Below are 21862 nucleotides of genomic sequence, written 5' to 3' on the forward strand. Positions count from 1 at the left end.
TTACTAATTCTTCTTACCAATGAACTTATCAGGGTTAATTTCTACTACGACTCTTCGCAGATCAAATTGTCTCAACCAGCCTAAAACGGCATCATGGTGATTACGTTCTTTTACGTAAACCTTTCTAAGATATGTTACTGGCAACGCACTAGGATAGAGAACCTCTGCTTGCTCACAGGTGGTTAAGTTTGGAAGTCGGGTCGCACGATTTACTTTCCATACACCTGAATAGTTCTGTTTTCTCTCCACAACCTCGTCGAACATGGCTTCAAAACCTACGGTTCCTTTTGCTCTTCTACAATACTCATAAGTATTGTTGGTAGTAGTAAAATAAACGCCTTGATGTCCTAATATTTCAGTGTCAAAAGACAAAATAGCCCACCAAATCTCCGTCTGTTTGTGCCAAGACTCAGAAAACTCGAAGAAGCGTCTATTGATTTCAGATACTGACAGATTTACAAAATTTAACCAGTCCTCACTTTTATCGAAACTTAATGATTCTTCCGGCCTGTATTTAGCATTGACATGTAATACATTCTCTAAATACTCGTCTTTTGGTAGAAGAGCTCTCGATTGCAGTAAGCCTTTTGCAAGGATGCCGACTAGGCCATTATTAGTACTGAAATGAAGAATTTCATATATACCTTTAGAATTTGAGAGTTCTACTACTGTCATAAATTAACAACCTGAACTAAAGCATCTGTGAAATAAGCACTCAAAACCGACTCTTCACCAATTTTCTGGCCGATAGCTACCCGCAACCTGGCCCTTGCAACCGCTACAGCTAAAAGCTTCTGCAACACTATTAGCCCATCATCAATGTTTATTTCAGAGCACGCAGTATTCTCACCACTCAACCCCAGAATAAATACATGATCAAACTCCAAACCTTTTGCGGAGTGAAATGTACATAAAGCGATGTTCTCATCACCATCTGGCCACTCGCTATCGCGAGTAATTTCAACAAATGGAAGGCTATTTTCATTCAGCTTGTTTTTCAAAGTGGTAAACCAAGCTCCGCCTTTGGGCTTTAAAAAAGCAACAGATTCTAAAGATAAGTCAATATTTTCTTTGATGAATGTGATCGCCCAGTCAACTTGCTGTAAATAGTTTCCATTGACGATATAAGGCAGATCTCCGTCCTTACTAGCTGCATTTAAATCAGGTAAAGCACCGTTGTCTTCTACAGCAATACCTTCCAAAACGTGTTTTGCAAAGTTTGCTATTTGACGAGTATTCCTATGGTTTTTTCTTAATTGGAAAACCTTTCCAGGCCTAACATCAAACCCACATTCAGACCAAGTAAAACCTCTAGCATAGATTCGTTGTACAGTGTCCATTACAAATGTTAGAGAGCTTTCAATTGATAGGTGATGTTTAATTGCTCTCAACTGATTAGCCGAAAAGTCTTGAGCCTCATCAACGATGACAATGTCGTACCCTATTGACTGCGTTTCATTACTCATCATTACAGCTAAGTCATTCCAATCAATATATCCTTCTTCTGACAACCATTGTTTGTATGGGTATACAACTTTATCTAGAAGTTCCCTTCTCAATGTTCGTTCTACCCGAGGAACTGCCCCCCTCCCTGTCCTCTCATACTGGATATAGTTTTCTATATCTGCTATTGAAAACCTTCCCAACAAATAATCAACTTCTTTAACTATATATTCAGGACTCAAAGCTATGATATGGGCAGAGAGTTCCTTTATTTTGCTTTCTGCTTTTGCCTCTGGGCAAATTTTTCCATTATTTATGCTTCTTCTTGCCCATTTTGCGAAGGTCGATATTTCTACATCGACTTTCAAATCTGTATCTAGCTGGGAATCTACAAGAGCTTTTACGTAACCCGATAAAGTGCGATTAAAAGTTAAGACAAGCACATTTATTGGCTTATCAATACTTTCCCTTTTATGTCTTGCATCGCACATGTAAATAAGAGACTTCAATCTCATCAAAGCAGTTGAAGTTTTCCCACTCCCTGCAGCCCCACATATTACTTCTACACCATAACTATTCCTGCTTATTATTGGCAGCTGTTCTGCAGTAGGTGTAGTTCTAACCAATGCTCGCATTAACTCTACTTCCTTAATATCTAATCTTAACTAGTGCGTCTGAATACACTATTCAAAATATGATAATGAGCAGTAGCAAAACTATCCCTATGGAAACTTGATAAGAAAATTACATGAATAAAATCATCAAAAAACTTAATTCATCTATTGCTTCAGCAATATAAGAAAGACCGCTACGCGGCCTTTCTTATTTCATCAGCAGACCTTAACCAGCCAGCCGTGTTTATCTTCCGCTTTGCCCCACTGGATATCATTCAGTGCCTGACGTAAAGCTGCTGTTGTTGTGCCGCCCTGACCTGAGCCTACCTGATACTCTTTACCGGCGTGGATCAGCGTACCTACCGGGGTTAATACCGCAGCCGTACCCGACAACGCCGCTTCTGTGCCTGGCTTTTGCGCTCTTTCTAACAGTTCATCTACTGTCAGCTCGCGCTCTGATACTTTCATACCACGATCACGCGCCAGCGTTAAGATAGAGTCGCGGGTTACGCCGTGCAGGAATGAGCTGTCGAGCGCTTTGGTGATAATTTCGTTGCCGTCAATCAACAGGAAGTTGGCTGCGCCGGTTTCCTGTACATCGCCATTAGGGCAGAACAATACCTGATCAGCCTGCACCGCAGCGCGGGCTTTCATAATCGGCTGCAATGCGCTGGCGTAGTTACCGCCGCTTTTTACCATCCCCATATGGGCTGCACAGCGGGCGCTGTCTTCCAGCAATAAACGCAGCGGTTTGGCGCCACCGGCAAAGTAGTCACCTACCGGAGACAGTAATACGTACAGCATTGACTCCAGGCTTGGTGCCGCGGCTTTACCAATAGAGGCTTCTGTGCCGATATGAGTCGGACGGATATACATAGAACCCGGTGGGTTAGGTACATCGGCTGCGTAGCGCTTCACGATATCCAGGATCATCTGCTGCAGCATAGCGCCATCGATTTGTGGCAGCGCCAGCAACTGGCTGCTCTGGGCTAAGCGGGCCACGTTTTTGTCCATGCGAAACACATAGATACCGCCATCTGCATGACGAAATGCCTTTAAGCCTTCAAAGCAGGTGCTGGAGTAATGCAGTACATGTGCACCTGGGTGCAGGCTGATACTGTCCGTTGCCACCAGTTCTGGCTGGCTCCAGCTGTTATTGTGAAAATGGGAGATAATCATCTCCGGGGTAAATACGGTGCCAAATGCTGCCATCTTGCTAATTATTCCTGTTGATATTCGTAATAAGCCGCACTGTGAGTTAACCGGCTACCCTAAGCCAACCGTTGGAGCCCCGGACGGGCGGAAACGAGCCTACAGGGACGTATTTACGGCGTGTTGGTGTGGGTATCCGGTTAACTCACATTCTAAATAATTCAAAAACTACTGCGTTCCGCCGACCGTCATCGCATCCAGCTTCAACGTTGGCTGGCCAACGCCTACCGGTACGCTCTGACCTTGTTTGCCACAGACGCCAACGCCGGCGTCCAGCGCCAGATCGTTACCGACCATCGACACCTGCTGCATCGCCTCCGGCCCGCTACCAATTAAGGTTGCGCCTTTAATCGGCGCGGTAATTTTACCGTTTTCAATCAGATAAGCCTCTGACGCTGAAAATACAAACTTGCCCGAGGTAATATCGACCTGGCCACCGCCAAAGTTAGGCGCATAAATGCCCTTTTTCACGCTGGCGATGATCTCTTCCGGGTCATGCTGTCCTGCCAGCATATAAGTATTCGTCATCCGCGGCATCGGTAAATGTGCAAAAGACTCGCGCCGGCCATTACCGGTTGGCGGCACTTTCATCAGCATAGCGTTGTGCTTGTCCTGAATGTAACCTTTTAAAATGCCATTCTCAATCAGCACATTGTGCTGACTGGGTACACCTTCATCATCAACGTTCAGTGAACCACGCCGGTGTGCCAGCGTGCCGTCATCAACAATGGTGCACAGCTTAGAGGCCACCTGCTCACCGATGCGGCCAGAGAAGGTAGACGAACCTTTGCGGTTAAAATCGCCTTCCAGGCCGTGGCCTACTGCTTCGTGCAGCAAAACGCCCGGCCAGCCACTGCCCAGCACTACCGGCATAGTGCCGGCCGGGGCATCTATCGCCGTCAGGTTAACCTGTGCCTGACGCACTGCTTCGCGGGCGTAATGCTGCCAGCGCGGCGCGTTATCCACCAGCTCAGAAAAATACTGATAATCAGTGCGACCACCGCCACCGGCACTGCCGCGCTCGCGCCGGTCGCCCTGCTGCAGCAACACCGAGCAATTCAGCCGCACTAATGGCCGGATATCGCTGGCAAAAGTGCCATCGCTGGCCGCAACTAACACTTCTTCGTAAACACCGGATAAACTGACCATCACCTGCTCGGCGCGGCTGTCTAAGGTTCGGATATAGGCTTCAATCTGATGCAGCATCGCCACTTTATCGGTATTGCTCAGGCTTTGCAGCGGCTCACATGGCAGGTAAATGTTACTATTACCGCTTTTGCTGAATGCTTTGACGCTGCCCTGCTGGCCCTGCGCAGCTATGCCGCGCGCCGCCGTGGCGGCTTGTTTTAACGCCGCACCACTAATGGTATCGGCATAGGCAAAACCGGTTTTTTCACCACTGATGGCCCGCACACCGACACCGCGTTCAATATTGAACGACCCGTCTTTTACCAGCCCGTCTTCCAGTACCCAGGATTCATGCACACTGGACTGAAAATATAAGTCAGCATAATCCAGCTGATGGTCGAATAAATAGCCCAGCGTTCGCTGCAAATCGTCAGCGGTCAGCTCGGAAGCGGTGATCAGGTTCTGCTCGGGTGCAGTCATGGTTTGAGCTCACTGTTAAATCGGTTATGGTGCGCCACCGGCATTTTTTGCCGCAGCCGCGCACAGTCGGTTAAATCTATTTCAGCGGAAATCCAGCCCGGCTCAGTACCGGCGTCCGCTAATACGGTGCCCCAGGGGTCAATGATCAGGCTGTGACCATAGGTCTCCCGGCCATTGGCATGTATACCTGTTTGGTCCGGCGCCAATACAAAACACTGGTTTTCGATGGCACGGGCTTTTAATAACGTATGCCAGTGTGCCGCACCGGTTACCCGGGTAAATGCCGACGGCACCGTCAACACATTCATACCCTGCGTTGCCATTGCCTGCATCAAAGCAGGAAAGCGCACATCATAGCACACTGATAGACCAAGCTTTAACTCACCGAGTGTTGCCAGGCTGATTTTCTGCCCGGGACAGGTCGAAGCCGACTCACGGTAACTACGGGTACCGTCACTGACCTCGACATCAAATAAATGCATTTTCTGATAGTCAGCCACTATGCTGCCATCGGGGGCGAATAAAATGCTGCTGGCATAAAAGCGGTCAGGCTGAGGGCTGCTGGTTGGTAAAGAACCGGCCAGCAGATAAACGCCAAACTGCTGCGCCAGCGCTGCACAGCGCTGCTGAATAACCCCCAGCCCCAGCGGTGCCTGATGCTGTAATTGTAAACCATCGCCACCGCCAAACACTGCAAAGCACTCTGGCAACGCGACTAAATGCGGCAGACCATTACCAAACTGCTGCGCCAGCTGCTGCAAATAGTGCTGCACCTGCGCCAGATTCAGCTCTGGCTCTGGCGTGCTGGTAAGCTGTATTGCCGATAAACGCCATTTAGCCATGCGGCGGCTCCCGTTTTGCTGGCACCTCTTCTGCCGAGGGCAGTTCGATAATGGTTTCAGGTTGGGCAACCCGCACCGGCACCGGTATTTCTTTGCTGTGGCGGTTTACTTCTGTCACCACCGGCTCATCGAAGCTGCCGGTCACGGTGAAATTAATTTTTGAAATCACTTCTGCACTTTGAAACACCTCATCCAGCGCCAGTGCAGCCAAACCGGTAGCCGGGTTCACCATCCAGGCGATAATGACCGGCAGGCTGGACGTCACTTTGGGTGAGAATGCCATCTGGTAATCCAGCTTTTGGCTGACTAAATCGGCATAGCCCTGAATTTGCAGGCTACCCGGCACACCGTCGATAGCGGCATCGCTGGTTTGCACCACGCCTTGCGATACCGCCAGGTTTCCGGTCATATTGTTGTAGAAAAAGCCCTTAGAAAACACATCGCGAAAATCCAGTCGCAGCTTGCGAACCAGCGAGTCGAGGCTGAAGATAGAAAACAGCCGCGCGCCCTGATCGCTGACCTCACTAAGCGAACCCTCACCAAGGCGGTAATTTACATTACCGGCAAGCTGCGCCAGTGCAAACTGAGTCGGTGCGCCCGGCCAGTTCAGCGCAAAATTAATATCCGCACTGCTGCCGGATATCGCCGAGGTTACCTGGTATTCCTGTAACATCGCGCCAAGATTATTGCTGGTCAGTTTGCCGCTGAACTGGGTTTGTCCCAGCTCAGCATCATTTTGCCAGGCGCCGCTGGCCAGTAACTGATTACGCTTATAACGGGCGTTAAATTCGGTCAGCAACCACTGGTCGTTAGTGCTGTGAGCTTTAGCGCTGACCTGACCCAGCTGATAGCTGCCTACCGCACAATCGGCACAGCTGATGGTCAGTGGCGGCAATTGCAGTAGCCAGCGCTGTGCGGTTTGTGCCAGCGTCTGCGCCGTGACAGCATCGGCGCTGTTCGGTGCCGGTTGCTCAGGCCAGGGTAAATGCAGGTAATCCAGCTGCGCACTTATGCCCTGTTGCTGCCAGTCTTTGCTGAACTGCCACTGGCTGGCAATCTCAGTGCCGTTAAGCTGTAACGGCCAGTGTTGCGGCAATTGACTCAGTTCGAATACGGTATTATTCAGCATTACACCGGGCGCCATATTCAGATGCCGGACTTTACCCCGTACCAGTGACAATGGCGGAAACAGCGCCTGGTCTGAACCTGACTCAAACGCCAGTTGCTGCTGCAGCACTTCAAACCACGGAATAAAGTCCAGCTCGTTCAGGTCAAGACTAATATTAAACCCTGCACTGTTCAGGCCACTGTCTTGTTCTGCAGCAATAAGATGTACCCGGCTCAATTGCTGGCTATCGTGCATCAGCTCAGCATGAAAATGCAGTTGCTTGTCATAGTGCGCCGCCAGTAAAGAACGTTCGGCATCGCCGGTTGCTGTGATCAGCAGCTCGGCCTGTTCGCCTGTCGCTTTATGGTATGGCGCAGGCAGTAATATCTCGGTGTCACTCAGTGTAGAGCGCAGCTTGGCGCTGTAGCCAAAGCCCTGCTGAGGTAAGTTAAGTGCCAGTTGTAATTGCCAATCGGTGCTGCCGTCAACCAGATCTGCTGCCGGCGCATACAAGGCCTGCAGTAAGGATTTTGCGTCATGTTTGCCGTTTAGCTGCAGTGCCAGCTGATAACCGGCATCACTCTGCTGGCCCTGCAAGGCTGCGCTTAGCGCTAAGCCGCGCCAATTCAGTTTAAGTGCATCAGCGCGGATGCGTTCGTTCTCAAAGGATAAACTGCCGCTGACATTCTCCACCTGAATTTGGGGCGCCTGTAATGCCATACTCAGGTCGTCAAAACGAACGTCACCGCTGGCTAAAACCGATGCCTGCTTCAGCCCAATGGCCAGATTCACATCGCCTGCCACCTCACCCTGCAAGCCAAGATGCGCTAACGTCTTGCCGAGGTTGTGCTGCAGCGGTGATTGCAACATCAGTTCTGTCACATCCTGCGCAGGTAACTGCTGGCGGATACCGATATTGATAACCTCGGCATGAAACAGATCGGCTATGCTGGCAGATACACCCTGCTGCAGCTGTAAGCCGGCCAGTTCACCTTGCTGCGACTGGATCAACATACTGGCATTTTCAAAATACAGCGTAGCCGCCAACTGATGTATAGCTGGCCAGTCGGGGGCAAACACGAATTCGCCCTGCTCCAGTTTGGCCAGAACCTGAAACACGCCCTGCTGCTCTACGTAAGGAAACTCAGCCGGCACGCCGTGCCATAACAGGGTCGCGTCGTCGAGCTTGCCTGCGACAATGGCCTGCTCCAGATAGTGCCTGACCGACTGTGGCATATAACGCTGCGGAAAATACTTGCTGGCATTAGCCGCATCAACCTGTTGCAACCGTGCCAGGATCTGTAGCCGCTCATCCAGTGCCAGGCTGCCGTCAAGCGTCAGATCCGCACTGTTGAAGCTAAAACTGGGTATCAGCAAGCGCCAGCGGTCTTCCGTTGGCTGAGCATACAGAGTGGCGTCAAGGTTGTCGTACGCGAAGGGCCCGCTAAACAAGCCATCCCAGCTAAGCTCACCACTGTTTGCTTGTAAACTGACTTTCGCTATTTTATCACTGACTAAAAACCTGCCACTTACCCCTGCGACGCCGGGAATATCGCCGGCCGGTTTTGACTGCAGTTCATCAAACTGTCCGGCCAGTTGCCACTGCTGATCTTTTATCCGCCACTGTAGCTGTTGCAGATGCCCGCCCGGCTGATACACCACCAGCTTTTTTAACAGTTCAATATCATCCGCCAGTAAATTTGCCAGCGGCGTAGCGGCTTCAAGCCGAAAGTTACTCAGGCTGCCGAGCCAGGTATCGTCACTGTGCTCAAGCTGCAAGTGTAAATCCTGCCACTGCTGCTGTTCAGCGGCCAGTGTTAAGGCGCCGGAGTACAGCATCCAGCCAGTGGCAGTTGGCTGCCACAGTAACTGTCCCTGCCCCAGCCGCAATGAATGTGACTCGCCGTCACGCTGCCAGCTCAGGCTGTTGTCGGCAAGTTCTACCTGAATACGCCGCAACAACCCCTGCTCTATGCTGCCCCAGGCTTTAAAATTGATACTGGCCTGCTGCAATTTGCGGCTTTGCGGCAGTAATTTGGCAAACCATGGCAGCACATCCAGCCGCTCACTATCGAGGTATAACTGGCCCTGCGCTTCGCCCAGCGTATCGCCATGTAAATCCAGTACAAAAGACACCGTATTGGCGGTAACATCGGCCAGAGACAGCTCACCAAAACCCTGGTGCCGGTTGCCGCTGTTGGCCCAGTCCAGCTGTTTGATATTAACAATAAGATCGGGGTCATCATCGTTTTGCAGCACCAACTGGCTGTCTACTACTGAGAAATACGCTAACTGCTGGAAAAACAGCCGCTCCAGCGCATCCAGTACCGGCGCTGTATCGAGTTTTGTTGTGCTATCACCAGCCAGCAAACTACCAGCGTCAACATAGTAGTGCAGGCCGCTTAGCTCAAAATGCTGCGCCGTCAGCTGGCGGTTCAGGATACTGCGCCAGAAATCCAGCCGGACCCGGGTTTCGGCAATGCTCAGTTGTAATTGCTCTGTACCGTTGTATAACCTGACATCATGCAGTAACAGCGCCGGGCCAAATTTTTGCCAGCCAGCGCTAAGCTCGCCGATATCAACTCTGGCGCCGTAGCGGTCTTCTATTAACTGTTCGATATGATGTTTGTAATCATCAGCGTAAGGCAGGGTATAACGCAGCACTGAAATCAGCACAGCCAGTAGCACCAGCACCACGGCCAGGAGGAGCCAGACTTTATGTAAACAGTAAAAGCAAACCAGCTTTGCCTTTTGCACTACATCATCACCACATCAAATTGTTCCTGGGTGTACAGCGGTTCGGTCTGAATACTAATTTGTTTGCCGATAAACACCTGCAGCTCGGCCAGGCTGTGAAACTCATCGTTGGTCAGCGCGTCTTTGACGGCCGGCGACACATACACAACAAATTTGTCTGCGGCATAAGCCCGGTTTACCCGCACTATTTCGCGTAACACTTCAAAACAAACGGTTTCTACCGTTTTCAAACTGCCCCGCCCCTCACATACTGGACACTCAGAACACAGAATATGTTCCAGACTTTCGCGTGTTCTTTTACGCGTCATCTCTACCAGCCCTAGGGCCGAGAAGCCATGAATATTGGTTTTCGCCCGATCACGTGCCAGCGCCAGCTCTAAACTGTGAAACACCCGCTTTTTGTGCTCGGCATTTTGCATATCAATAAAATCAATAATGATAATGCCGCCCAGATTACGCAGCCGAAGCTGGCGCGCAATAGCCTGCGTTGCCTCGGTGTTGGTATTAAAAATCGTCTCGTCCAGATTACGGTGGCCGACAAAAGCACCGGTATTAACATCGATGGTGGTCATGGCTTCGGTCTGGTCGATGATCAGATAGCCACCGCTTTTCAGCGGCACTTTGCGCTCCAGCGCGCGCTGAATTTCATTTTCAACATCAAACATGTCAAAAATTGGCCGCTCACCGGGGTAATACTCCAGTAAAGACGACATATGCGGAATAAACTCTTCACAAAATGCCGTCAGTTGCTGATACGTCAGCTTCGAATCAACCCGTACCCGTTCCAGCTCAGTGCCGACAAAGTCGCGCAGTATACGGTACGCCAACGTCAGGTCTTCGTATACCACCCCCTCTTTACGGGTCTTCTGCTTACGTTTTAATACCTTAGCCCAAAGCTTTTTCAGGAAACGGGCGTCCTGCGCCAGTTCTTCTTCACCGGCACCTTCGGCTGCCGTGCGGACAATAAAGCCACCGCTATCGTCCAGATACTGGCTGACAATATCTTTTAGCCGCTGCCGTTCCGATTCTGTTTCCAGACGTTGCGATACGCCAACATGGGGTGAACCCGGCATAAACACCAGATACCGCGATGGCAGCGTAATATCGGTGGTCAGACGCGCGCCTTTGGTACCCAGCGGATCTTTTACCACCTGCACCAGCAAATACTGGCCTTCACGCACCAGCACCCGGATATCTTTGCTGACGGCAGGCTTGCCATCAAGTTCAGCCAGCGAGTCATGCTGCACTATATCGGACGCATGTAAAAAAGCGGCTTTATCCAGGCCAATGTCGACAAAGGCGGCTTGCATACCGGGTAAAACACGGCTGACTTTACCGACATAAATATTGCCAACCAGGCCTAAACGGGCCTGACGTTCGATATGCAGCTCCTGCAGTACACCGTTTTCGATCAGTGCGACCCGGGTTTCGCTGGGTGTGACGTTTAGCAGTAATTCTGCGCTCATGATAATTCCTGCCATTGTTGTAACAATTGTTCAGTTTCACACAGTGGCAAGCCAACCACAGCGCTGTAGCTGCCATTAATACGCTGAACAAAGCGCCCCGCCAGGCCCTGAATACCGTAACCGCCGGCTTTATCCTGCGGTTCACCTGTTGCCCAGTAAGCCCTGATTTCGGCTTCGGTCAGAACGCGGAACGTCACATCGGTACTGACAAGTTGTGTCAGCTGATGCTTAGCGCTCACCAGCGCTATGGCCGTCATCACCTGATGGCTGCGACCTGATAACAGTAACATTGTCTGGCGAAATTGTTCAAAATCAGCAGGTTTACCCAGAATAAGACCGTCGACGACGACAACAGTGTCGGCGCCCAGTACCGGCAGGTCATGCTGCAGCCTGGCCAGCCCGGCATGTGCTTTTGCCAGCGCCAGCCGTTGTACATACACAGCCGCCGCCTCAGCAGGCAGCACTGTTTCGTCTATATCCGCTTTGACCAGTTTGTAGTTGACACCCAGTTGCGCCAGCAGTTCACGCCGGCGTGGAGAAGAAGATGCTAAAGCAATGGCAGGATAATTCATTAAAAAGTGTTCATTGGATTTTTAATTGTCGCCGGTAGCGGCGTAATAGCCAGAATAACCAGGGCCAGACCAGCATGCCTGTCAACACCGGCCACAGGTACTGCGGGCGGAAATAGACCCCGGTAAGAAAATGGCTGAGCCAGAATAACATTAGTTGATACAACGCCAGCAGCAGCCCCAGCAGCAGCGCTTGCTGCACCACGGCAAAATTACGGATTTTCAGATGATGCTGCGCGACAACAAAGATCACCACTGAAAACGCCAGCGCGTTGACGCCCAGCACAGTGCCTACCAGCACATCGACAATAAAGCCGGTAAAAAATGCGGTGATCACGCTGACGCGTTGCGGTAAAGCTAACGTCCAGTACATCAGTACCAACAATGCCCAATCCGGCCGCGCCAGTTTCACGATCTGCGGCATCGGCATCACCGTCAGCAGCAGGGCGACAAACAGTGACAAATAAATAAAACCAAGCCGTTGAGGTTTACGCATCAGGGTTGCTCCGGCGGCAGAATTTCAGCCGCTTCTGCCATTGCTTCACTGCGGCCGGATAACAACAGCACATGGCGGATCCGATCAAGCCGGGCGTAAGGCTCGGCGTATACCACCATAAACGGCTGACTGGCATCCTGGCTTATCCTGACCACTTTCGCAACCGGATAACCTTCCGGAAAACGGCCATCAAGGCCGGATGTCAGCAAACGATCTCCTTCGCGGATATCAGTACTGTGCGGCAGATGCATAACCCTTAATAAGTCCCACTGCCCCAGGCCTTCAACAATAGCACGGACACCGGTGCGTTCAGCCCGCACTGCCAGCGCATGGGTGTTATCGGAGATCAGTAAAGCGCGGCTGCTGGACGGGCCAACACTTACCACTTGCCCCACCACGCCCTGATCGTCAATAACCGGCTGAAACTCTGTCACACCATCATTGCTGCCCTTATTCAGCACCACCTGATGACTGAATGGGTGGCTGTAGACGGCCAGCACTTCTGCCACCAGGGATTTATCTTCAATGGCGGCTGATGAGCCAAGCAAAGCGCGTAATTTTTCATTTTCCTGCTGCAGAAACCGCAGCAGCTGCAGCTGGCCACTTTGTTGCAGCAAGGTTTCTTTTAAGCGGGCATTTTCATCCAGCACCGTCTGCTGTGACATAAATTGCTCTGACGCACCGGAAAACAGTGCCTGTGGCAGACTGGCAACATAAAACAGCGGACTGGCGGCGGCGGTTAGGTAACTGCGCAATTGGGTAGAGCTATCGGTGTAGCGGTCGAGAAACATCAGGCCAGCACTGCATACTACGGCTAAAAACAACCGCAGTGGCAGTGACGGGCCCCGACTATAGATCTGGTTCATACAAATGCAGGCACAACAGCGGATTCAGTTAGTCGTAACTGAATACATCACCGCCGTGCATATCAATCATCTCCAGTGCTTTACCGCCACCACGGGCGACACAGGTTAAAGGATCGTCCGCTACGACAACCGGAATACCGGTTTCTTCCATTAATAAGCGATCCAGGTCACGCAGCAAGGCACCACCGCCGGTCAGCACCATACCGCGTTCAGAAATATCGGACGCCAGCTCCGGTGGTGACTGCTCAAGCGCTACCATCACAGCACTGACGATACCCGCCAGTGGCTCTTGTAATGCTTCTAAAATTTCATTACTGGTCATGGTGAAGCTGCGCGGCACACCTTCAGCCAGATTGCGGCCACGTACTTCAATTTCCAGTACATCGTCACTTGGGTAGGCTGAACCAATTTCGGTTTTAATACGCTCTGCAGTGGCTTCGCCAATTAAAATGCCGTAGTTACGACGGATATAGTTCACTATCGCATCGTCAAACTTGTCACCACCGATACGCACAGAAGAGGAGTACACCACACCGTTCAATGAAATAATCGCGACCTCTGTGGTACCACCACCGATATCAACCACCATAGAACCGGTTGCTTCTGATACTGGCAAACCGGCACCGATAGCTGCGGCCATCGGCTCATCAATCAAATACACCTCACGTGCACCTGCACCCTGGGCGGATTCACGGATAGCACGGCGCTCAACCTGAGTAGAGCCACAAGGTACACACACCAGCACACGCGGGCTTGGCCGCAAGAAACTGTTACTGTGTGCCTGGCGGATAAAATGCTGCAGCATTTTTTCGGTGACGTAGAAGTCGGCAATAACACCGTCTTTCATCGGCCGGATGGCTTTGATATTACCCGGGGTACGGCCCAGCATCCGCTTCGCCGCGTGGCCAACGGCAGCGACACTCTTCGGCCCGCCGGCACGTTCCTGCCGTATTGCTACTACTGAGGGTTCATTCAGCACTATGCCCTGATCTTTAACGTAAATCAGAGTGTTGGCTGTACCCAGATCAATTGATAAATCGTTTGAAAACAGGCCACGTAATTTATTAAACATGAAGAAACCGGATCCTTATAAATCTGAGCAACCAGACATTACTCAGCACTGCTGCACACAGCTTGACAGTGGTGGTAAACATAGCTGAGGTTATTCTAAGTAAGTCGCTGCCATGTGAATAGCTTTATCTTACATTTTTATGCAATTAAACCAAGCCCTGGCGGCATTTATCTGACGTTAGCGAAAATGCCGCACAGCTTAAGCCGTGAAACTGAACCTTTACTGAAAAAGTTCGCGCCAGTAAATCTGTCTTGGATTACCGCGATAACGGCCAAAAATAAACTCGGCCTGCGGGTTCTGATCATAATTACTGCCGCCACTGCGCCAGTTGTACTGCAGCCAGGGGGCAACCTGCTGCTCCATATTGCCACTGCCGCGCTGCTGCGGTGCCGGCAATAGTAGCGCCGATAAGCCATTGATCACACTACTGCCCAGCTGCACTGTCGTGGCACTGGCCTGGGCATTAACCGTCATCGTTGCGCTGCCGCTATAAGGGGCTTCTTTTTTTAACTCCAAGGCCGGATTCGCCGTATCCGGGCGCACCACAGCCGGCGCACTGAGCGCAGTGCAGTTATCCTGTGGGTTAGTGACAAAAGCACTACCGTTCCAGTACTCAGCACGGGCAACCAGCGGCAGGTTTTCATTTTCCGGGCCATAGGCATTGTCCAGCGCCATACGGCCGTAGCGGATATCGGTAGTAGCAAAATGTTTTGCCGTGCAATTGCCAACCGCGACACAATCTGCGCTGGTGTTGACGTTTGTATCCTGATTGGCAATAGCAACATTGTCTTTTTCCACCACACTGGCTGCCAGCGCAAGTTGTAAAAACGGGCCATCCGGCAGCGCCGGGTTGGCCCGGTTAAAGCTTAATGCCGGTGCAGCATAGGTAAATACCCCCTGCGACCAGACCGGGCTTACCGTGCCGCCTAAGCGGCCGCCAAGTGCAGTACCGTTATTGCTATTCTCGGCCTGCAACACAGCGGTAGCACTGGCAAAAGCCCCGTTGTAGTTCTGTGTGCGCACGCCCTGCATATTGCGGGCAGTCAGCGTAAATTGAGTAGCGAAAGGTTGCGCCATATAGCTGAAACTACTGCATGCCGGAGTGACACTGTTGCTGCCCAACTCGAAATCAGCCGGATAAAACCGCCCTGTCGGCAAACTCGTCGCTGCCGGTACCGGGTCGGTCATGCTCAGATAATTAAAAGCGCTACTGCCAAAACGGAACACTCCGACTTCAGACACACTCTGCGTTACCTGGGTTTGCGCCTGTACATTGCGGCTGTGGCTGTAACTGGTGGTACCGATAGTACCCAGATTGCCGCCTGTTGGCGCAACTAAGCTGTGATTCAGTGTAATAGCACTGCGCTGAAAGTTTGGAGTTACCGGGTTACTGCAGATATCAGTACTGCCGCTTTGCCATGCTCTGCCGGTTATTGTCAGCGTAAAATTGTCACCGGCCCGTCTGAAGGGCGGACAGCTGGCATCGGCGCCCGCACACTCTCCGCCGGTAACAATGCATAGCCCTAATGGCCGGCGGATAAATTGATCGGCACCGTTCATAATCAGGCCGGCATCATCTGTCGCAGCAGTGCCGGAATAACGGGCATTCAGTTGCATCTGGCCGGCATCAGCGTAATTTACCGTAAAGCTAGCCTGGCCCTGCGCATTAAACGTCAGCGCTACCGCTTGCCGGGTGGCTTCAGTTTGCCCGACATTGGTGCTATTGACCTGTACCGGCCAGGATATCGGCCGTGCAGTAGCGTCCGGATTAATATAATCACTCCAGAACGCGACATTACGGGTGACATTGGCAAACTCGGGTACACATTGCAGGCTACTATTGTCTTTTCGCACTGCGCTGATAGTAATATTTTGCTGTGGCAGGTTTGCAATGCCGTCAGGCACATCAAATACCAGTCCGCTGTCTACAAAACTCACGCTGCAGGCTGCTGTACTTAAACTGCCACTGCCAACACGGCATAGCGTCTGACTCAGTGGCCGGGTTGTCGGTATGGAGCCACTAACACCAATGGTGGTGCTGCCAGCCACTGTGCGGCGTAAGCTAACTGTGGTTTGCCCACCGCTGAAGTTAATTACATTGCCGCCCAGCCAGTTAACCGTGGCGCTATTGGTGGGGCTTAATGTAGCGGTAACCGGTTCAGTGATCAGTTCACTACAGCTGGCGTTTTTGCAGGCCCGTACAGTAAAGGTTTCAGGTTTACAGGTTAATGCCTGGCCACTGTAGTCAAACTCAAAATGATCGATTTGCTGGCCGACAGGGTTGGATCGCAGCGCACAAATACTCAGGTTATCCAGCTCGTGAATATTATTTGAGCCGCCGGTAGAGCCGGTAATAGACAAAAAGAAATTTTCCGGTGGCGCAGCCTGACCATTGATGCTTTGCGCATTAAAAGCATCAATTAAGCTAACAAAGCCGCTGCCACTGTTACGCTCAACTGATACCAGCGTGCTACCAGCCGTGCGGGTATCAATGGTAAAGCGATACCGATGCGCTGTTGTCTGATTGCCATCAACAGTAGGTGACAAGCAGGTTGTATTGGTATTGGTTGTGCCGTTATTACAAGTCCCGCGCAGGTAGTTATAACCGGTAGTACCGCTGCCAGAGCCCCGTACAACTACAGCTTGCCGTCTTCTGCCAATATTTGTGCTGCCACCTTCATTGGAGAAGTTGCCATATTCGTCCAGACCAAAACCAAGCCAGCCACCGGCAAAGCCCGGGATGCCCGGCTTAAAGCCGTACCCCAGTGGCCCGCCAAATGAACCGGGTTGTGGTGTCACGGTGGCATCTGATAATACGACAGCCAACCCGTCTGCACCGTTGCCACCATAAGCCCAATAGTCAAATTCCACGATGATCAGATTACTGGCCGACGGGTATAAACGCTGGTAAGTGGCGGATGTCGCCTGATTGCCAACAGCCTGCGTCATCCTTAAGCGGCCATTGACGACTTGCGGTGTAAAGCTGCCGCTACTGGTGCTGGTAACCCAACTGTCAGCAGATAAGCTACTGGCGAAGCTATCACTTAAACACTGAGTACAACTGCTACTGCGCGTAGCGCCGTTATAGCTGTTTCCGGCCTGCTGGTTCAGATACATCTGCCGCACCTGAGTACTACTCAGTGCCTGGTTAAACAGCAATACCTCATCGATATCACCACGGAAATCATCATCAACAGTACCATTAGCACGCCACCAGATCCCTATCGCAGAACGTGTTACGCTAAGACTGGCGCTGCTGGGATTAGTCGCACAGCCTGCTGCTTTGTCGTCCAGATACAGGCATAGCTGGCTACTGGTTCGGGTTAAAGTAACCTGAGTCCACCGATTGTTTGCCACTACCGGGCTGACGCTGCCACCGGTGAAATCATGGTAATCGCCTTTTAAGCCAACACGCACCTCATTGCTGTTATTAATATACAGTTCCAGCTCAGAGTTTAAGCTATTGCTACTGGCTGAAAATAACTCTCTAAACCCGCTGCTGGCGTCCAGCCGGAACCACATCGAAATACTGAAACTGGTTCTGCCATTAAGTGCTGCGGCTGGTACATTGACATAATCATTGCCAGCAGCAGATAAATTAGCAGCCTGCAATACCTGGCCAGTACTGGTTGCGGCAACGTTAATGCCGGTTGCCGGGTAATTGCCTGTCAGATCGGTTATCACACCATTAGAAACAGCGCTGCATAAATCAAGCGGATAATGCGCCAGCGGCTGCGGCGGCGGAGTATAGGCAGTACAGGCGTTTGTCGGCGTTGAGTTGGGGATACACTGACCATAAACGCTACTGCCGCTTTGCACGCGGATGGTCGAGTAATTTGGTGCTGTTAACACACCATACACCACACTATTGCCGGTTAAAGCGACTTCATCAGTTGTGCTGGTAATACTAATCATATTATTACCATTACCTAACTGGCTGCTGGCAATACTGATACGACTAGCACCACTGAAGCTGCCGCTGGTCATGCTGACACCCGTCAGCACTAACGGATTCGCGGCCGTCATAACAAAGTCACCAGCCAGAGTGCCGCCGGTTAACGTCATACCAGACTGCGCTGTGGCGCCGCCTAATAAATTAGTACCATTAGTATTGATTTTATTACTACTGCTGGTGACTTTGCCTGAGACACTGCCGCCGCTGAGCGTGATATCGCCGGTGCTGGTTATGCTGCCATTGACCGTGGTTGACACCAGATTCACCAGGCCGCTGCCTGCCTGAATATTGCCCCATAAGGTATTAGTACCGCTGCTGATAACACTACCATAGCTGCTTAGCAGGTTAATACGGTTAGTGCTGGTGCCAATAGCGGCGCCGCGCAAGTCAAAGCCGTTATTCGCGCTTATCGTGACACTGCTATTTGCCAGTACTATATCACCACTATTTAATGTAACCCTGCCATTGCCGCCACAGGTATAGGTACTGCCACTGACACTCCAGCTGGTAGAGCAAGGCGGATAACTACCGCCACTGAGGTTGTAAGTTGCCGCCTGTAGCGGCAGTGCTATCAGGCACAGTAATAGCAATAACCTCATCTGCGCACCTCTAGCTGCACACTGCGGCTGGTGGTAAATTCATTCGTAATACACTCGCTGCGGCTGCTAAGCCGAAACACCTCTGGCTGCGTTGGCGGATAGGCAGTGCAGCTGACGGTGACACTACAGCCATTTAGCGCCGCATCACTGAAACTAACCGGGTTACTGATATTCGCCGGGCAGGCCGTTGCCGTTGCAGCCCCCAATGGGAACAACTTGGGCAGCGCCAGTTCCAGTCCACTTTGGGCGGCAAACAGCGCCCGCGTGCCCTGCACTTCATACACTATGGCTTCACTGCTGCTGGTGAGTAGCCTGGCCAGGCTCAACACCAGCGCCAGCATCACGACAATAATAAAGACGGCAATAACCAAAGCGCTGCCCCGCTGCTTGTTCTGTTCAGGGTACATTGGGGATATGCACCTCGTAATTTAAAAACATATCGGCACTGTCATCATAGCCAAAGCGCAGCAAAATGTTGACCACGGCATTGCGGGTTAACACCGGCTCAGTTACACGAAACACCTGATCGCTTGTCAGGCCTTCTGCCATCAATACCCGATTGCCGGCATACCGCCGTTCCATGTTAAAGCGGCCACTGCCTGCGCTGACGATGCAGTAATTGACTCTTTCATCGGCAATATAAAACCGCCGCTCCGGCGACTGGCGGGTAAAGCGGAAACTGTCAAAATTCAGTGTAAAGCGCGCCGCAGCGGCATTCTCGGTACTGATGCTGTTCAGTACAACAGTGCCGCCGGGGTTTGCTACAGCAGTAGGATACACCAGCAGCTGCGGTTTACTGCCAGAAGCGTAAGTTACCGGGCTGACTGACGCCAGGCTGGGGCTTATCACTGTCATGCTCGTGCCGTTTTGCTCAAACGGTAAGCTGGTATACACACCGCTATATAAAATAGGCCGGAACTGCAGGCAATTACTGCTTAATGAAAATGACACACTGTTGGGCACCGCATTTCGCAGCTCGCGTACCAGGCGTTCGGCAACAAAACGGCTTTGCCCCAGCACCTGTTCACGCAGCGCCGCGTCGGCATACATACGCGAACCAATACCCAGATAACTGGTAACACCCAACGCCAGTATCGCCAGCACCACCAGCGTAATGACCAGTTCAACCAGGGTGAAACCGCGGCAACGCATTACCAGTTACCTTTATAGGCAACAAAGCGGATATCACCACCGCTGGGAGGAATAACGGTGATGGTAATTTTTTTCACCGTATTGGCAGGCAGTGCCGGCGTGAAATCGTTAGCGGCATAGGCTACTGCAACTTCTACCCGGTAACTGCGATAACTGGCGGCGATGCTTTCGTTTAAAATATTACTCAACACTAAATCGCCGGTAACGCCCATGCCATTAAAGTCATCAACATCGTCATACAAGGTGCGGTCCGGCTCTTCCGGCCCCAAGGTCACAGAGCAGCTGATGCCGCTTTCGCCACAACGTAACATGCCGCCGCTGCGGCTGTTATTTTCATCAAAAGCTTTGCCCAGTATTTCATTCATCAGGCCCTGCCCCAATTCTGCGGCACGTACCTGATGCCAGGGATCGGCACTTTTAATATATAAAGGCCCCAACACCGCAGTAATAATGCTTAAACTGATGGCCAGCACCACTATGCCGATAATCAGTTCAATCAGTGTTACACCGCGGCTTTGCCTTAACATGGGTGAATATAGCCTTCCGTTTCGATACACAGTTTTAACTGTGTACTACCCTGAATCGTCAGCTCACAGCGGCCACTGCACGCCGAAGGCCGGCCCATGCTGTCAAACTGCAGTGTATTAGCATTTAGTGCCAGGCTGACATTATCGCGGTTGGCCACACACACAGCTAATGCGTCATTGCCATTGGGGCAGCTACCGCCGCTGGCGATAAGGGTGTTGGCGGTAACAGTTACCTGAGGTGTGCTGCAGCTGGTACATTGCATCGCCTGCATTTGCACACGGCGCAAAACATTAGCCGCCTGATCCTGATACAGGTATTCGGCCGTACCGGAGTTATCAAAAAAACGGGGTAACAGGCTAACCGCCAGTACCCCGATGATTATCAGCACCACAATAAGCTCAACTAAAGTAAAGCCTTTGCTGCTGGAGTCTTTCATTAGTCTAACCTAAGATCAGCAACCATTTGCGTGTACTGTGATAACTGGTTTAGCACCACCGCCAGCAGACTGCTGATAGACAGCATGACAAGCATCTGCTTGATCGGCTGATACAGGTACGCCTGCAGGGGAAATAATCACTGAAGTGTCTGTTGCACCAAAACCAGGTGCATCGGCGCCGGTGCCTAATACAACATCCCATTCAGCTGCATCGAGTTCTGCTACGTTACGAACAGAAGCTATTGTTGCTGCAGGAAATCCATCTACTACCTCTACCTGACCGGCTGCGCAGGCGCCTGCCGTTTGTGCGACAACGTTACCGTTAGCAGCCAAACAGGCGTTACCATTTTGCAGCCCGGCAATTACCGCTTTGCCATAAACCAACGAACCCGCAGACGCCATAGCGCCACGAGCACCATCTAAGGCTGACGCGCGCGCATCACTTGCAAAATTCAAAAAACGGGGTGCCGCAGTTACCGCCAGAATACCTAAAATTACGATAACAATAATTAATTCAATTAATGTAAAACCTTGATTGCGTTTCATTACTGTACACCTTTAATTTATGGACGGTTTAAAAATACTACTACGTTGCCATTTGCCGGGTTATAGGTAAACCCATTAGTAGCACCAGTGCCGGCTGCTGGCGCTGCCGTTAAACCAGCAGTCTGATGGTACTCACAAAGATTATTGGCAAAACGGACAAACAAGCTGTCATCTGCATCAAAAGCGATCGAAGCACTTGGCGGATTTTGTAAAATCAATTGTAACACCTGCAGACAAGCCTCTGCATCAACTGACGCTAAGGTGGTATCTGTCGAGTTTTCTCCGGTCGGATAACCGCGTGTTGCACTGGCCGCAGCGCCATTTACACCTACTTGAATACCATCTATCGTTACAAAGGTTCCCGTCGCAGTATTGTTGCCATTTGGACGGCCATCTACTTCCCATTGTGCTCTTACTAAACCAACTGCGGCAGCAAAGCCCCCTGCAACACCTTCTACGGCTACATCTTCAGCTTCTTCTGTCACGTCTAAAAACCGTGGCAGTGCCGTTGCTGCCAGCAATCCCAGAATTATTATTACGATAATCAGTTCTATTAGCGTAAAGCCTGATTGTCTTTTCATATTTGTTTCTCC

At 51.3% G+C, this 21862-nt stretch carries 18 protein-coding genes; all 18 read right to left on the reverse strand.

Annotation, left to right across the window (positions count from 1 at the left end):
- Positions 1-3 precede the first annotated feature (3 nt).
- On the reverse strand, positions 4-675 hold the full coding sequence (locus LHL18_RS16960) for a DarT ssDNA thymidine ADP-ribosyltransferase family protein (RefSeq protein ID WP_226767962.1): 672 nt from the start codon (positions 673-675) through the stop codon (positions 4-6).
- Complete coding sequence (locus LHL18_RS16965; protein WP_226767963.1) at positions 672-2078, reverse strand: UvrD-helicase domain-containing protein; 1407 nt, start codon at positions 2076-2078, stop codon at positions 672-674. Before LHL18_RS16965 ends, LHL18_RS16960 begins: the two co-directional genes overlap by 4 nt.
- 195 nt (positions 2079-2273) lie before the next feature.
- The gene (locus tag LHL18_RS16970) at positions 2274-3269 is read right to left on the reverse strand and encodes a branched-chain amino acid aminotransferase (RefSeq protein WP_226767964.1); all 996 of its coding nucleotides are present in this window, start codon (positions 3267-3269) and stop codon (positions 2274-2276) included.
- A gap of 168 nt (positions 3270-3437) precedes the next feature.
- The gene (gene tldD, locus LHL18_RS16975) at positions 3438-4877 is read right to left on the reverse strand and encodes a metalloprotease TldD (protein WP_226767965.1); all 1440 of its coding nucleotides are present in this window, start codon (positions 4875-4877) and stop codon (positions 3438-3440) included.
- Positions 4874-5719, reverse strand: a complete 846-nt coding sequence (locus LHL18_RS16980) for a carbon-nitrogen hydrolase family protein (protein ID WP_226767966.1) — start codon at positions 5717-5719, stop codon at positions 4874-4876. The genes tldD and LHL18_RS16980 overlap by 4 nt, the downstream gene beginning before the upstream one ends.
- Entirely contained in the window at positions 5712-9584 is a 3873-nt protein-coding gene (locus LHL18_RS16985; RefSeq protein ID WP_226767967.1) for a YhdP family protein, read from the reverse strand. The genes LHL18_RS16980 and LHL18_RS16985 overlap by 8 nt, the downstream gene beginning before the upstream one ends.
- Positions 9584-11050 (reverse strand): ribonuclease G, encoded by a 1467-nt coding sequence (gene rng / locus LHL18_RS16990; RefSeq protein WP_134058318.1) that lies wholly within the window; start codon positions 11048-11050, stop codon positions 9584-9586. The genes LHL18_RS16985 and rng overlap by 1 nt, the downstream gene beginning before the upstream one ends.
- Positions 11047-11622, reverse strand: a complete 576-nt coding sequence (locus LHL18_RS16995) for a Maf family protein (protein ID WP_226767968.1) — start codon at positions 11620-11622, stop codon at positions 11047-11049. Before LHL18_RS16995 ends, rng begins: the two co-directional genes overlap by 4 nt.
- 10 nt (positions 11623-11632) lie before the next feature.
- Positions 11633-12115 carry a rod shape-determining protein MreD gene (gene mreD / locus LHL18_RS17000; RefSeq protein WP_226767969.1) on the reverse strand — a complete coding sequence of 161 codons (483 nt, stop codon included), beginning with the start codon at positions 12113-12115 and terminating at the stop codon, positions 11633-11635.
- The gene (mreC, locus tag LHL18_RS17005; protein WP_134058324.1) at positions 12115-12981 is read right to left on the reverse strand and encodes a rod shape-determining protein MreC; all 867 of its coding nucleotides are present in this window, start codon (positions 12979-12981) and stop codon (positions 12115-12117) included. Before mreC ends, mreD begins: the two co-directional genes overlap by 1 nt.
- Before the next feature lie 28 nt (positions 12982-13009).
- On the reverse strand, positions 13010-14053 hold the full coding sequence (locus LHL18_RS17010) for a rod shape-determining protein (RefSeq protein ID WP_008219881.1): 1044 nt from the start codon (positions 14051-14053) through the stop codon (positions 13010-13012).
- Positions 14054-14272: 219 nt separating this feature from the next.
- Positions 14273-18607 (reverse strand): DUF6701 domain-containing protein, encoded by a 4335-nt coding sequence (locus LHL18_RS17015; protein ID WP_226767970.1) that lies wholly within the window; start codon positions 18605-18607, stop codon positions 14273-14275.
- Positions 18604-19014, reverse strand: a complete 411-nt coding sequence (locus LHL18_RS17020) for a pilus assembly PilX N-terminal domain-containing protein (protein WP_226767971.1) — start codon at positions 19012-19014, stop codon at positions 18604-18606. The genes LHL18_RS17015 and LHL18_RS17020 overlap by 4 nt, the downstream gene beginning before the upstream one ends.
- On the reverse strand, positions 19004-19759 hold the full coding sequence (locus LHL18_RS17025) for a PilW family protein (RefSeq protein ID WP_226767972.1): 756 nt from the start codon (positions 19757-19759) through the stop codon (positions 19004-19006). Before LHL18_RS17025 ends, LHL18_RS17020 begins: the two co-directional genes overlap by 11 nt.
- On the reverse strand, positions 19759-20286 hold the full coding sequence (locus LHL18_RS17030; RefSeq protein ID WP_226767973.1) for a type IV pilus modification PilV family protein: 528 nt from the start codon (positions 20284-20286) through the stop codon (positions 19759-19761). Before LHL18_RS17030 ends, LHL18_RS17025 begins: the two co-directional genes overlap by 1 nt.
- On the reverse strand, positions 20280-20723 hold the full coding sequence (locus tag LHL18_RS17035; RefSeq protein WP_226767974.1) for a type II secretion system protein: 444 nt from the start codon (positions 20721-20723) through the stop codon (positions 20280-20282). The genes LHL18_RS17030 and LHL18_RS17035 overlap by 7 nt, the downstream gene beginning before the upstream one ends.
- 15 nt (positions 20724-20738) lie before the next feature.
- Positions 20739-21269 carry a prepilin-type N-terminal cleavage/methylation domain-containing protein gene (locus LHL18_RS19825; protein WP_319004180.1) on the reverse strand — a complete coding sequence of 177 codons (531 nt, stop codon included), beginning with the start codon at positions 21267-21269 and terminating at the stop codon, positions 20739-20741.
- Between the two features lie 17 nt (positions 21270-21286).
- On the reverse strand, positions 21287-21850 hold the full coding sequence (locus LHL18_RS19830) for a prepilin-type N-terminal cleavage/methylation domain-containing protein (protein ID WP_273024394.1): 564 nt from the start codon (positions 21848-21850) through the stop codon (positions 21287-21289).
- Positions 21851-21862: the final 12 nt, after the last annotated feature.

Origin of the sequence: Rheinheimera aquimaris (genome assembly GCF_020531985.1) — a bacterium.
Classification (GTDB): Bacteria; Pseudomonadota; Gammaproteobacteria; order Enterobacterales; family Alteromonadaceae; genus Alishewanella; species Alishewanella aquimaris.

Coding starts and splice junctions, on each gene's coding strand:
- rng (WP_134058318.1), bottom strand. CDS start 11,050: ATGAGCGCAGAATTACTGCTAAACGTCACACCCAGCGAAACCCGGGTC.
- LHL18_RS17020 (WP_226767971.1), bottom strand. CDS start 19,014: ATGTACCCTGAACAGAACAAGCAGCGGGGCAGCGCTTTGGTTATTGCC.
- LHL18_RS17025 (WP_226767972.1), bottom strand. CDS start 19,759: ATGCGTTGCCGCGGTTTCACCCTGGTTGAACTGGTCATTACGCTGGTG.
- mreC (WP_134058324.1), bottom strand. CDS start 12,981: ATGAACCAGATCTATAGTCGGGGCCCGTCACTGCCACTGCGGTTGTTT.
- LHL18_RS17035 (WP_226767974.1), bottom strand. CDS start 20,723: ATGAAAGACTCCAGCAGCAAAGGCTTTACTTTAGTTGAGCTTATTGTG.
- LHL18_RS16965 (WP_226767963.1), bottom strand. CDS start 2,078: ATGCGAGCATTGGTTAGAACTACACCTACTGCAGAACAGCTGCCAATA.
- mreD (WP_226767969.1), bottom strand. CDS start 12,115: ATGCGTAAACCTCAACGGCTTGGTTTTATTTATTTGTCACTGTTTGTC.
- LHL18_RS17010 (WP_008219881.1), bottom strand. CDS start 14,053: ATGTTTAATAAATTACGTGGCCTGTTTTCAAACGATTTATCAATTGAT.
- LHL18_RS19825 (WP_319004180.1), bottom strand. CDS start 21,269: ATGAAACGCAATCAAGGTTTTACATTAATTGAATTAATTATTGTTATC.
- LHL18_RS16995 (WP_226767968.1), bottom strand. CDS start 11,622: ATGAATTATCCTGCCATTGCTTTAGCATCTTCTTCTCCACGCCGGCGT.
- LHL18_RS16960 (WP_226767962.1), bottom strand. CDS start 675: ATGACAGTAGTAGAACTCTCAAATTCTAAAGGTATATATGAAATTCTT.
- LHL18_RS16980 (WP_226767966.1), bottom strand. CDS start 5,719: ATGGCTAAATGGCGTTTATCGGCAATACAGCTTACCAGCACGCCAGAG.
- LHL18_RS17030 (WP_226767973.1), bottom strand. CDS start 20,286: ATGTTAAGGCAAAGCCGCGGTGTAACACTGATTGAACTGATTATCGGC.
- LHL18_RS17015 (WP_226767970.1), bottom strand. CDS start 18,607: ATGAGGTTATTGCTATTACTGTGCCTGATAGCACTGCCGCTACAGGCG.
- LHL18_RS19830 (WP_273024394.1), bottom strand. CDS start 21,850: ATGAAAAGACAATCAGGCTTTACGCTAATAGAACTGATTATCGTAATA.
- tldD (WP_226767965.1), bottom strand. CDS start 4,877: ATGACTGCACCCGAGCAGAACCTGATCACCGCTTCCGAGCTGACCGCT.
- LHL18_RS16970 (WP_226767964.1), bottom strand. CDS start 3,269: ATGGCAGCATTTGGCACCGTATTTACCCCGGAGATGATTATCTCCCAT.